Raw genomic sequence first — 12522 nt, forward strand, 5'->3', positions numbered from 1 at the left:
ACCCCCCTGACCCGGGCCCGTCACTACTCTGTGGGCCCGCACAACCGCGGATCCCGACCAACCCGTCAGGACACCGGGCGCGAAGGTGACCCCCCCGCTCGTTGGTCACCACCGAGCGGGCGGGCGAGGGGGAAGCGCGGAGGTGTCGGGGGGTCAGGGGCGGCGGGCGGAGACGGCGATGTTGACGGTGCCGGTGGTGCTGCGGCCGAAGGGGTCCGTGACGGTGTAGGTGAAGGTGTCGCAGCCGGTGAAGTTGGCCTGCGGGGTGTAGCGGACCTGGCCGTTGGCGATCTCGGCGGTGCCGTTGGCCGGGGCGGACACTCCGGTCAGGGTCAGGCCCCTGGAGTCGGTGCGGCCGGTGTTGCTGTCGTTGGCGAGCACGTCGATGGTGGTCGCGGTGCCCTGGACGGTGGATCCGCCGTCGGTGCGGGCGATCGGGAACTGCGGCACCTGGGTGCTGCCGTAGTAGGTGAGGACGGAGTAGGTGCCGTCGCCCAGGTCGACGAGTTCGAGGCTCTGGGGCACCACGCCGGTGTAGGGGCCGGAGCCGACGGTGCCGGAGTTGGAGTCGACGCTGAGGGCGTCACCGGAGTAGGTGTTGCGGATGCCGGTGGAGCCGTCGCTCTGCGGGTAGAGGCTGAAGCTCTGCGACGGGGAGCCGTCGTAGTAGGAGGCGTTGACGCTGCCGTTGTTGGTCGCCAGGACCAGGCCGCCGGCGGGGTTCCGGAGCCCCCAGGAGCCGTCGTTCTGGTGGACGAGGGTGAACTTCTGGGCGTCGTTGCCGTTCTGGTACAGCGTGCCGGCGAAGCCGTTCCCGGAAACGGTGAGGGCGGTGCCGCTGATCTGCTGCGCGGTCAGGTTGTTGACCGCGGAGACCGCGACGCGGACCGTGGCGGTGGACCGCTGGCCGAAGATGTCCTCGATGGTGTAGGTGAACGAGTCGCAGCCAGTGAAGCCCGAGTTGGGGGTGTAGCGGATCTTGCCGTTGACGACGTCGACGGTGCCGCTGTTCGGCGTGGAGACGCTGGTGATCGTCAGGTCCAGCGGCTGGGTGGTGCCGGTGCCCGAGTCGTTGGCGAGGACGTCGATGTCGACGGGCTGGCTCTCGGTGGTGGCGGCGGCGTCGTTGCGGGCCTGGGGAGCCTGCGGGATGACGCTCGGGCCGGGGTAGAAGGCGCGGATGCCCCAGGAGCCGTCGGACTGGCGCACGAGCTCGAAGCTCTGGTTCTGGGTGCCCTGGTACGCCTGGCCGGAGACCGAGGGGTTGGTCATGGTGAGAACGACGTTCTGGTAGAAACCGCGGATGCCGAAGGAGCCGTCGGACTGCTTGACGAAGCGGAAGCTCTGCGGCTGGGTACCGGCGTAGGGCTTGCCGGTGACAGAGGAGTTGTTCATGTCCAGGACGTTGTTGTTGCCCTGGTAGAAGCTGCGGATGCCGAAGGAGCCGTCGGACTGCTTGACGAAGCGGAAGCTCTGCGGCTGGGTACCGTTGTAGGCCGCACCAGTGACGGAGGAGCCGTTCATCGTGAGGACGGTGGCGGTTGAGGCCTCGGCCGAGGGGCCGGGGAGCACCGCGGCCAGGGCCACGGCCGTGCCGGTGAGCGCCAACGCCGTACGGGCACGCATGGTGGGCATCTGCTGTTCCCTTCGATGGCTCTGCGCACGGCAGAGCGATGCTGTGACGGCCCGGGAGGAGCACTGGTCGGGACGGGCGGCCCGCACATCACGGGAAGGCCCGTAGGGGGTCTGTCCGGCCGGATCGTTTCTGCATGCGGCCGACCTTCGGTCTTCACCCGAACGAGTGAAGCGACAGAGCTCGGCCGGCGCAGAGGGCAAAGGCGTTCCCGGAGCACGCCCTGGACGTCGACGCCACCGCCGACCTCCACGCCCCCAGCGGGCTCGGTCACCCGCCCGCACCGCGAACGCCGTGCTGCGCCCGTGTCGGACGTGCCGGGGCTGCTCGGTGCCGCGCACGGCGTCGACGCGCTGCCCGTCGAGCTGCTGAGCCGGCTCGAACTCGCCTGGGTGCTCGATGTCCTGGCCCGTGACCTGCTCCAGGAGTACGTCGACTCGCCCGGCGGCAGCGAGCACGTACCGGCCCGCGACCCGCACTGGTGGAACCGCTATCCCGGCTGGTGACACCGGCCCCAGCCGGGACGCCCCTACCAGGCCACCCCGAGGGTCTCCAGCTGCCCCGCCCGCCGTCGTGCCGCTACCCGCTCACCGGGGTGGCTTCCTCCCCTTGGCAAGCCGGCACCACAGGGACCTCCAGCGCGGCCCGCCACGGCTGCTGCAGGACGTCGACAGCCTCCACCGACAGGTCCGGACGGCAGACCTCCGCCCACAGCGCCCACTCCATGTACCGCCAGAGCGCATCCGCGAAGCTGCCCATGCCGTGCCCGGAGGCGTTCCACACGCTCTGGGGCCGGTCACCGGTCTCACCGCGCCGGTACCAGTGCGCGGCCGACGCCATCAGCTGGACGTCCTCCCGGTATTGCCTGCTGATGTAGGAGGCCGGCCCGACGTACTCGGACCGCTCACCGCCGAGCGAGTCGCAGAGTTCCGTCAACGCATCGACCGCCCACGCCTGGTGCCCAGGAGCCTCCACGCAGTGGTCCTCCGTCTCGTACACCGCGAGTTCGGTGGCCTCCGCCTGGAGTCGCTGCCCGGTGGCGTGCATCTCGTAGAGCTGCTCCATGGTGAACTCCGGGATCCGGCCGAGCATCGCCAGCACCGCCGCCCCGTTCGGCCCCCACGCGCGGTGCGGCTCCAACTCCCTGACCACCCGCAGCGCCCGCACCGCCACCAGGTGCTCCCGATACTGGATCGGCAGCACCACGCTGGCCGGCTCGATGGCGAACAGGCCGAACACCGGTCCCGGGTAGCCGCGGATCTCGCAGACCATCTCTGGGATGTCGGACGCCTCGAAATGCCCCTGCAGCGTCGCCCCCGTGCGCAGCGCGTCCGCGAACCTTCGGTACTGCCCCACCGGCGATTCTGCGTTTCCCGGAACGGCAATGAAGTACGACACCACGGACTCCTGTCAGCCGAGAGGGGAGAGGACGAAGTGCGGCTGGAGGGCGGCCTCCGGATGCCCCGCCTTGGTGCTGGGGCGGGGGGAAACCGCGAAGCCGGCACCGTGCAGGACGCCCGATGCGCGACGGGCGAGCGCGGCCGCCTCCCGTGAATAGAACGCCGCATCTTCATCACTGCGGTGGTACTGCGGCCCCAGCCACAACTCCTTCGTGGAGCCAAAGCCTTCGAGGGTCAAATCCACCCAGAAGTGGATCGTCGCCGCGCTCTCGGGACAGTCGGAAGCGCGGCCGAGCCGGGCTGATTCCCAGCGTGAGTTGTGGAGGGCGGCGACAGGGGCTGTGGGGATGCCGGCCAGTTCCAGCACCCTCAGCGCGCGCGACTGGTGGGCAGCCGCCTCCACCGGCCCCGCCATGACCTCTTCCACGCCCGCGCGGTCCAGCCCGCAGATCGTGAGGTCGTCCGCACCTGCGCCGAGCGTGCCGGCATGCCGGATCAGCACGTCTCGCTGCGCTTCCAGCTCCGCGGACTGTTTGGCGAGGAGGAACAGAGCGTTGGTCCTTTGAGATTGTCTGCCGCCGATGCCGAAGCCACCGGCATCCCGTCCGCGCCGAGCAAGACCGTCCGGGCCTCGTCCAGCCGCACCGGCAGCCCGTTCCCGCAGGCGTACTTGAACCAGACCTCGGTGCCGACCGCGGCCGCGAGGTCCCGCAACCGGGCTGCCGAGACGTCCAGCGACAGCTCCTCGGTCGCCCCGGGAACGAAGGAGGGGTCAAGGCGCACCGCCTCCTCCACCAACGGCCCGTACATGCACGGCGGCTCGCGTTCGATGATGGGCTCGTACAGCATGTACGACAGCCGGCTGGTATCGAGGATTGTCACTACCTGGTGGAGAGAAATGCCGTGCATGGTGGCCGTCCGAGGAGAGCAGGAGAGTTCGATCCCATCAACTGGACGGGCACCTCCGACGTCACGGACCAGCCTGCCCCGCTGCGCCTCGCCCCGGTGGCCGAGCTCCTCGCCCTCGGGACGGTCGGAAACAATAGTTTCCAAGTCGTTCGATTCCTGGTCTCACCGCCGAAGAAGCCCCGCCGCCCCTCCGAGCGCCGATCGGTAGCCGGCTGCTCCATTCCGGCCCCGTCGCGCACCGTGATCGATAGGGTGCGGAGCATGATGATCCCCACCGACGGCGGGCAGGAGTAGCTGCATGGGACTGCGCACCACGTACCTCGGCAAGGCGGAGATCCAAGAACTGCTCGGCACGAACTCGTTCGGGATGTGGCGACTGCCGCGCCAGCACGGCGACTTCCCCGAACCCGAGACCGACATCTACTACGGCCCCTTCGACGAAAAGCCCGACGGGCCCGTGTGGGACGCCCACGACGTCTACCGGTGGGCCGCCCGCACCCCGGAGTTCCAGCACCGCGGCGCCGTCCTGCTGCGCCCGCTTCCCGGCCAGCGCCAGCCGGGGCGCTTCCTCGGCCACCAGGACACCGCCCACGGACCCGCCACCGACTGGCACACCAGCCTCGGCGTCATCCGCATGCTCCACACCGACGAGAGCCACGCCGCCGCAGCCATGGCCGCCGACCTGGCCGACGAGTACACCCGCGAGATCGTCACCGTCTGCTCCCTGTACGGCGACCTCGACGCCTTCACCGGCCCGGCCCTGGTCGCCGCCGACACTGCCCAGCCCCGCGTCGAGTACGAGGCGAGCTGGGCACGCATCGTGAAGCTCACCGCCCAGCCCCTCCCCTGGTGGCCCGACCACCTGCGCCGGTTCGAGGTCACCTGCCGCTGGCAACCAGGCTCCCCGGCCGTGATCGCCGAGGTCCCCACAACGGCCCGCGAGAAGACCCTGCGCCGGGTCGCGGCGAACACCTCCTTCAGCCAGGCCGCCCTGGCGGCGCTGACCAACATGGCCGACGACCTGCGCAACGACCGTGTTCAGAGCGTCGTGCACGACATCCAGACCTACGGCGACCACATCGCGACCCCGGGGCGGCTCGTCATTGCGGCGACGCACGACACCCGCAACCACCCCATCCCCCTGGTGAAGGACGATGCCCTCCTGCGGCAGGGATGGGAGGAGATCGCCCGCAGCACCGAACCGGACGCCGTCGAGGCCCTCGACATCGCGCTCGGCCGCCAGCCCAAGCTGCTGCCCTTCGGGCGCTTCACCCAGATCCCGGTGACTGCCCATCCGGTCGTCGAGCGGTGGACCCGCCGCCTGGCCCTCTGTGATCCCACCGCCGGCCACGCCACCCTCGCCGAAGGCAAGACGGTTGACGCCTTCTTCACCGATCCCCTGACCGACATGCCGGTCGTCCGCACCAAGAGCGACGACGAGAACCACGCCCGATGGCTGTTCTACGTCCCGCTGTCCCTGCCTGCTGGCCGCGGCGACCTGGCCTCCATCGTCCTGTACGGTCCCGTCTGGATCACGACCACCGACGGGTTCGTCCACCCCGCCCCCTGCACCCCCCGCGAAAACCTCTGGTGGGGTAACGCCGGCAGCGACCGCCCTTGCGAGCTCTCCCACGTCGTCAACATCCTCCTCGACGACCTCGGAGCCCGTATCACCCTCGACAACTACTGGAACAGTGCCCCGGACGGGCTCACCAGCCTGTTCAACGAGGACCACAAGCAAGGCACCGAACTCACCCGCGCCGCACTGCTCCACGCCCGCATCACCCCCAAGCCACGCCGCTGACCCGCAGATGCCGCCGGCCGACCCCGCACGTCGCGAGGTCAGCCGGCAGCACCCGGCGCAAGCAACGAGCTGCCTATGCCCACTCGACGCCCTGCTCCTAACCCCCCGGCCCGACCTCCACGGCCTCCAGCGGCTCCTTGTGCGGGCGCCGGACGTTGGCGTGGCGCTCTCGCTCCACGAACTGCGGCAAGGCAGAGCGGTAACGAGGAGCAGCGGGGACTGTCGGCATCATCCGGGATGATGGAGAGGCGCAACGGTGCGCACGCCACAAGTGTTGGGCAGGGTGGGTGTGGAGAAGCTGAATCTGAATCAGATCTGGGAGTTGGGGCAGGCGCTGGACGCCGACCGCGGCGGCTACGGACGGGTGTTCATCGCCCGCTCCCCGGAAGGAGAGGAGGCGGTGGCCAAGCTGGTCCGCAAGGAACCCGGCGCGGAGCGCGAGATGCTGTTCGACGGCGCGGGCAAGCCCAACGTCGTCCCGATCCTCGACAGCGGCGAGCACGGCGACGACTGGGTCATCATCATGCCGAGGGCCCAGAAGTCGCTGCGCCGCCATCTCGAGGACAGCGGCGGCAAGCTCCCGCTGGCGGAGTGCGTCCAGGTGCTGACGGACATCGCCACTGCCCTGGACGGCCTGGACGGCGACATCGTCCACCGCGATCTCAAGCCGGAGAACGTGCTGCTGCTGAATGGCATCTGGTGCCTGGCGGACTTCGGCCTCGCCCGCTACGCGGAAGCCGCGACCGCTGCCGGCCTCTACACCCGCAAGGACGCCGGCACCGGGCCCTACGTGCCCCCGGAGCGGTGGCGCATGGAGCGCGCCACCACTGCCTCGGACGTCTTCGCGTTCGGCGTCATCGGCTACGAGATCTTCTCCGGACGCTGGCCCTTCCCCGGTCCCGACTTCCGTCATCAGATCCTCCACGACAGCGCGCCGCGCCTGGCGGACGCGCCGCCCCTGTACGCGTCCCTGATCGGCGCGTGCCTCTACCGCGCGCCGCAGGCCCGCCCCACCCCGGCCGACATCGTCGCCAGGCTGGCCACCATCGGTGGCTCGCCGCTGACCGGCGGCCTGGCCGCTCTCGCCCAGCAGAACAGCGAGGAGACGGCCCGGATCGCCGCCGCCCAGCAGTACCAGTCTCAGCAGCGCACTGAAGAGGAACGCCGCAGTGACCTGTTCGGGGTGGCCATAGATTCCTTCGAGGCAATCTCCGAGACGGTCCTCGCCGCGCTGACCGCCGCTGCTCCCACCGGCCGGGTTACCCGCCGCCAGCACGGCAGCTGGGACTTTGCCGTGGGTGACGCGAAACTGACTCTCGACGAGATCCAAAAGACGAACCCGGAGGCATGGGCCGGTGACGGGTCCGCGCCGTTCGACGTCATCGCTTACACCGCGATCAACTTGAGCGTCCCGTGGAACGGCAACGGCTACCAGGGACGCAGCCACTCCCTGTGGTTCTGCGATGCCCAGACGGCCGAGCATTACGGCTGGTTCGAGACCGCGTTCATGGAACTTGCGTTCGGCAGGCAGCAACCGCCCAGGCGGACAGTCCCCTTCGCCCTGGGACCCGATGACAGGGCGCGCACCGCCCTGAGCCCCGTGCTGGACGTCATCCAGTTGGCCTGGCCGTTTACCCGCCAGGAACCGGCCGTCCTGGACGACTTCATCAACTGCTGGGCGGACTGGCTGGCCCGAGCGGCAGCCTGCCAGCTGAGCTTCCCACCCAGCATGCCGGAACGCCCCACCCAGGGGAGCCACCGGTAGCAGCTACAGGCCAGGCCACCGAGACCAACGGCAGGGCGTATCGCTGCGCCGCTGGGCCACACAAAGGCAGGGACCGCCACCACACGGTGGCGGTGTAGAGCTGTCCGCTTCTCGAGCGGTGTCCACTGCTGGTCGCCGATGGTCTGGGCTTGGTGGTCGGGCTGGGTGGTCGCCGGCGTCACCGTTCCCACGCTTGCCGACGCCCCCCGGCCGACCTGGTCCGCCGTCCTCGCCGACGACGACCGGATGACCGTCCACTGCCCCAGCGGCCGGATCTGGTTCCACAGCCGCTCCGGGCCGGCCCCGGCAGCTGCCCGGTCGTCCGCGAGGTCCCGCCCCCGGCCCGAGCGCAGTGGACCGACAAGAGCGACCCGCGACGCAGTGGTCGACCTGAAAGCCGCCGGGAGAGTGCGGGAAGAACTGCGTCTGCCGGACAACCGCAAATAACTGTGGACCCTGACCGCGGCTGGCCGCCGCGAAGCCGCCGCCCTTCTCCCGGCCAGGACGAAGCTCGCCGCGCTGCGCCCTGAGCGCGACGGTAAGGCCGCGGCGTACTCCGAGCACGCCCTGGATACCATCGCCACCACTGGCCTCGCCCGCGCCGGGTTCGGCCACCTGGGGGCGGGGGCCGTACGCACGACCTGCGGCTGTGGCCCGCCGTCTTCGGAGGGCCGGGGACAGTTTTTCTGGGCGGTCAAGTCTGGAAGTGATGGCCGTTGAGCAGGGCGCTGCCGAGGGGGGTGAGCGTGTGCAGGACGGCACTGCCGCGTCTGGTAGTGGTGATGAGGCCGGCCTGGCGGAGTACGGAGGCCTGCTCGCTCGCGGTGGGCAGCGACGCGCGGAGGCGTTCGGCCAGTTGCCCGGTGGTGCAGGGGCTGTCGCTGATGGCATGGAGGGTGCGGGCCCGGGTGCGCCCCAGGAGCGCGGACAAGGCACCGTCGATCCCGTGGCGGGACGTCGTCAGCAGTGCGGCGGCGTCGGAAACGCCGCGTATGACGGGGAGGAAGAGCAGGACGGGCGCCTGGTCGTCCGCCGGGTCGGTGTAGGTGATCGGCCTGGTCTGGCAGAAGGCGGACGGGACCAGCAACAGGCCCCGGCCCTCCAGGTCGACGGTACCGGTGAGGGCGCCCCTGCCGATCTCCAGCGTCGGTGGCTTCCAGCGGAACTCGGGCGGCAGTCCGGCGAGCATCGCCTCGGGTCCGTACTGGGCGAGCCTGAGGGCGTGCGTGGTCTGCTCGGACCGCAGGCGGGGCAGGATCCGCTGCCAGTGGGGGGCCACGGCGACGCGGTGGACGTCGTGGAGGAACACCAGCAGTTCCTCACGGTCCTCCCGGTCGTGGGCGATGTCGCCCCACGCCACGCCCGCCCAGGGGCCCGTGCAGCGTGAGTAGCGGGCCCGTGCTTCGACGGCCCCCTCGAGTTCGGCCCGCAGACGCTCTGCCGGGGCCGCGCGCAGTGCCTCGGCCCCCTCGTCGACGGAGGATGCGGCGCCGGTGACGGTGAACAGGTCCAGGACGGTCTCCCGGAAGAGGGACGAGGCCGGATGGACGCGGGCGGGGGAGCGGGCGTGGACCTTGTGTCGCCATGCGCCGAACATCGCCCTGCTGTGCGGTTGCTGTAGGGCTGTCAGCGCGAGGAGGGTCTCGCCGAGCGGGCCCCATGTCGCCGCTATCCGAGTCCTGGCGAGGTCCTGCGGGGTGAACGTGATGCGCAGCATGTGAGGGTCTCCCGGGTTCTGTTCGGACGCCCACCTTCCCGGCGCCCATCGTCTCCGGTCGCGCACGACTGCTTCAAGTGGGCCTCACCACAGGTGTTTCGGCGACGGCCGAAAGGACTGGGGCCGCGCCCGCGGGCACCGTCAGGATGGGTTCCGAGGGCGGCGGGCCGGGGGCCGCGGGGACACCGGTGGTTCCCCCGGGCCTGATGGCCGTCCGAATCGAGAAACCACCCATGGAGGCGTACATACGATGATCAGGCTTCACAAGACGCTTGGGGCGGCGGCGCTGGCGGCCGTGGCCCTCATTGCGACGCCCGGCGTTGCCAACGCCAGCGCTGGCGGAAGCACCTCGACCGCCCTCGGCAGGCTGTCGCAGTACACCTACGGCGACAGCTACCACGTCGGCCGTGTGGAGGCCTCCCTCGACAGCGGCTACCGGTGCGACATCGGGTTCATGGTGACCGGCACCCTGCGTAACGGCGCCGCGTACAGCAACGCCAAGTTTGCGCCCTGCGGAGCGCCGCCGGAGTACACCTTCACCATCAACCAGGAGTTCAAGGACGGCTCGCTCCTGTGTGTGAAGGTTCGTACCAGGGCGGGTAGCTGGCTGCCGAACAGGGCCTGTATCAAGATCGAGGCGTAAGCGTATTGGCGCCGAGGCCTTCGGATCCTTGAGGCCGGGCTGTACGAGGACGCGGGGCCTGCCGACCAGCAGGCCCCGCACCAGCGCCCCGGCCATTCCCCAGGTCGGCCCTCAATGGCCTCCACGCACTGCGCAGCCGACGTCAGGCCGTGGTTGGCGCCGTGTCACCGGCCCGCTGGGGCGGTCATCGTCCGCGACGCCTTGGCGGCGGGCCTGGTCGGGTCTGGCTCCTGGCCAGGCCCGACCACGAGCACCCGAACACCGTCGCCTCGGCGCTGCGCGACCTCGCGAAGAACAAGCTGGCCGAGCAGCGCGGCAGCACCTCCGGTCTCCCGAGGCAGCCGGAGCCGGCCGACAGCGACCGATCGGCCGGGCCCGCCCCGAAGCGTCCGGTGAAGTGCCGGCCCATCCGGCCGCCGGGGGCCGGGGCGGTGATCTGGGGGCTGACCGACCTCGGCCTGGACGCCGCGAAGTCCACGCTGCCCTCCGATCGGAAGATCGGCGGCCGGGCCTGCTCGGTCGGCCGCACCACCGGCGCCCCGCACGCGATGGCCGTCAACGACACCATCGTCGCGTTCACCAGCCCGGCCACCCCGGGCAAGCCGATCGGCCGGATCGCCGACTGGACCACCGAGGCCCCGCACCCGCTGCCCGGCGACCGCAACCAGTTCGCCGACGCCGTCCTCACCGCGCCCACCGACAAGGTGCCCGTGCTCCTGGTCGAGGCCGGCCTCCACAACGAGACACCCGACTTCATCGCCGCCAAGTTCGACCGCTACGCCGAGTACTTCGCCCTCACCTACAACGACCCCAAACACGAAGGACACCACAGCGACGCGAAGAAGCTGCCGACCTGGCGGCGGAAGTACCCGATGGCCGGCCCCGACAGCCTGCCGCCCATCGCCCTGGTCCTCGGCGGCGCCGGCCCCCGCGGACTCAACAACCTCATCACCAAGGTCCAGGACCTCACCGCCCGGCACTGGGCCCCGCCGCGCCGCGACCCGCTCGACTTTACCGGGCGGATCCCGATCCTGGCCTGCCACCTCGACGACTTGAAGGAGAACGGGCCGCACGCCGCGATCTGGTGGCGCTTCGGCGGCCAGGAGTGGCAGACCCTCACCGACGCCCTCGCCCACGCCGGGTACACCACCCGCGTCCAGGCCCGCCTCGACGCCGAGCACCAGGCCGAGCGCGAGGCCCGGCACCAGCGGCTGGAAGCGACCCGCTGCCCCGGCTGCAACCGCCGCTGCGACGAGATCCACACCGGCAGGCCCAGCGACGGCACCAGCCTCTGCGGCGACTGCCAGACCAAGGCCTGGAAGGCCGAGAGGGAACGAAAGCAGCAGGCCGTGCGCGACGCCCACGCCGCACGCTGGCCCTGCTATACCTGCAAGGGCCCCCTCCGCGGCAGACCAGGCTCCGGCCTGGAACTGACCGAGGAAGCCCCCGCCGACGCCGTGGAGTGCCACTCCTGCGACCTCGCACGCCGCAACAACGAGGTCGGCCGGCTCCTCCTGCCCAAGCCCACCCCACGCGAAGAACGCCGGGCCAGGAAGGAGAAGCCGGACGACCCCTGGTGGGAGATCCGCCTCATCCACGCCAGGAAATACCCGAACCGAAACTGACCCGCCGAAGAAAGGGCACCGTGGTGATGATCGGCGTTTGGTTTTCAGCGGTTCGGCGTGGCTGTTCACCGGGGTGTTCGGGCTCTCTACCCTGGTCACGGGTGTTCGTGGTCGGGGATGGTGAACGGTGGAGCCGGGTGCGCGGTGAAGGGTCCCGCTGTATCGCGGTGAAGAGCCGGTGCCGATCATCACCTGAGCCGACCACCACCACCCTGCCGGGATTCGCCTCGGGGCGAAACCCGCCGGTGATCGTCGGCCCGCTCCGGCGGGCCTGGATTCCAGTGGGCCCTATCGTGCAGCCCCGAGCCGACAGGCGGTCTTGGCGTGGCTGAAGCTGACCCCCAGCGCTTCAAGGCGGGACAGGCAGATCGAGAGCGAGTTCGCCGACCCCTCGCCGTGGTCTGCGATGGTGCACGCCTCAGCAGCGTTCCCGCCCACCGGTACGCGGTACCCCTTACCGCGCAGGTACTGCTGGCAGTCCCACGACCATGCGGAGGCCGGGGTTGCTGTAGCGAACAACGCCAGAGCAGCAGCACTGCTCGTGGTCGCAGCAGCGACGGTCGCCGTAGTGAAGATCTTCCTGATGCGGTTCATTCCCCGTCTCCCTCTTCGACGCGCTGGAAGCTGAATTGAGAGACCCACAAGCACATTCAGTCGGCGCCGCCACGAAATTCCCCTTGGGTCGTGAGCAGGGCTGTCGGCAGTGTCGTCCAGGTCTCCCCTTGTTCCTCTCTCTCAAGATATGCGGCAGCAGCTCGGCAGTCGTTAGCGCTGAGTCCACACCTGATTGACAACGCGTCCACCCGGCGACGGACCACACGCAGCCGAACCGATCACAGGCACCACAAACGCATGACCAGGGAAGAAGCCATCCAGGCACCCCACCGCGAATCATCAGAAGAACCCACGAACGAGTGACCCGCCGGTGCGCCGGTTGAGTCGGCCTGGAGCGCGGTTCCAGTGTTGCTACCGGTCCGTTTCTCCAGGCCGCTCTCCGAACCCGGCGTGCCCATTACTGAGCACCGG

General features: G+C 70.1%; 11 protein-coding genes. 5 read left to right on the plus strand and 6 right to left on the minus strand.

Annotated elements, in window-relative coordinates:
* Positions 1-153: 153 nt before the first annotated feature.
* Complete coding sequence (locus ACFU7Y_RS27330) at positions 154-1635, minus strand: Ig-like domain-containing protein (RefSeq protein ID WP_380769963.1); 1482 nt, start codon at positions 1633-1635, stop codon at positions 154-156.
* 303 nt (positions 1636-1938) lie between these two features.
* Between ACFU7Y_RS27330 and ACFU7Y_RS27335 the strand changes: the two genes are divergently transcribed.
* Positions 1939-2139 (plus strand): hypothetical protein, encoded by a 201-nt coding sequence (locus tag ACFU7Y_RS27335; protein ID WP_380769964.1) that lies wholly within the window; start codon positions 1939-1941, stop codon positions 2137-2139.
* Between the two features lie 73 nt (positions 2140-2212).
* Here the strand turns inward: ACFU7Y_RS27335 and ACFU7Y_RS27340 are convergent, their stop codons facing one another.
* The 3 genes from ACFU7Y_RS27340 to ACFU7Y_RS27350 are packed head-to-tail and all read right to left on the minus strand — an operon-like array spanning position 2213 to position 3942.
* Positions 2213-2989 (minus strand): hypothetical protein, encoded by a 777-nt coding sequence (locus tag ACFU7Y_RS27340; RefSeq protein ID WP_380769965.1) that lies wholly within the window; start codon positions 2987-2989, stop codon positions 2213-2215.
* A gap of 54 nt (positions 2990-3043) precedes the next feature.
* Complete coding sequence (locus ACFU7Y_RS27345; RefSeq protein ID WP_380769966.1) at positions 3044-3535, minus strand: hypothetical protein; 492 nt, start codon at positions 3533-3535, stop codon at positions 3044-3046.
* Complete coding sequence (locus ACFU7Y_RS27350; protein ID WP_380769967.1) at positions 3529-3942, minus strand: hypothetical protein; 414 nt, start codon at positions 3940-3942, stop codon at positions 3529-3531. The genes ACFU7Y_RS27345 and ACFU7Y_RS27350 overlap by 7 nt, the downstream gene beginning before the upstream one ends.
* Positions 3943-4240: 298 nt before the next feature.
* On the opposite strand from ACFU7Y_RS27350, the gene ACFU7Y_RS27355 reads away from it, so the two are divergent.
* Positions 4241-5746: a hypothetical protein gene (locus ACFU7Y_RS27355; RefSeq protein ID WP_380769968.1), complete on the plus strand. Its 1506-nt coding sequence runs from the start codon at positions 4241-4243 to the stop codon at positions 5744-5746.
* A 283-nt stretch (positions 5747-6029) separates the two neighbouring features.
* Entirely contained in the window at positions 6030-7511 is a 1482-nt protein-coding gene (locus tag ACFU7Y_RS27360) for a protein kinase (protein WP_380769969.1), read from the plus strand.
* 694 nt (positions 7512-8205) lie between these two features.
* Here ACFU7Y_RS27360 and ACFU7Y_RS27365 read toward each other — a convergent pair.
* A complete protein-coding gene (locus tag ACFU7Y_RS27365) occupies positions 8206-9228 on the minus strand; it encodes an ArsR/SmtB family transcription factor (protein WP_380769970.1) in 1023 nt (340 codons plus the stop codon).
* 250 nt (positions 9229-9478) lie between these two features.
* On the opposite strand from ACFU7Y_RS27365, the gene ACFU7Y_RS27370 reads away from it, so the two are divergent.
* Positions 9479-9871, plus strand: coding sequence for a hypothetical protein (locus tag ACFU7Y_RS27370; protein ID WP_380769971.1), 393 nt, complete (start codon positions 9479-9481; stop codon positions 9869-9871).
* A gap of 161 nt (positions 9872-10032) precedes the next feature.
* Positions 10033-11496 (plus strand): replication-relaxation family protein, encoded by a 1464-nt coding sequence (locus ACFU7Y_RS27375; protein ID WP_380769972.1) that lies wholly within the window; start codon positions 10033-10035, stop codon positions 11494-11496.
* Positions 11497-11784: 288 nt separating this feature from the next.
* Here ACFU7Y_RS27375 and ACFU7Y_RS27380 read toward each other — a convergent pair whose 3' ends face one another.
* The gene (locus ACFU7Y_RS27380; protein WP_380769973.1) at positions 11785-12090 is read right to left on the minus strand and encodes a hypothetical protein; all 306 of its coding nucleotides are present in this window, start codon (positions 12088-12090) and stop codon (positions 11785-11787) included.
* Positions 12091-12522 lie beyond the last annotated feature (432 nt).

The organism is Kitasatospora sp. NPDC057542, assembly GCF_042801945.1.
Taxonomy (GTDB): Bacteria; Actinomycetota; Actinomycetes; order Streptomycetales; family Streptomycetaceae; genus Kitasatospora.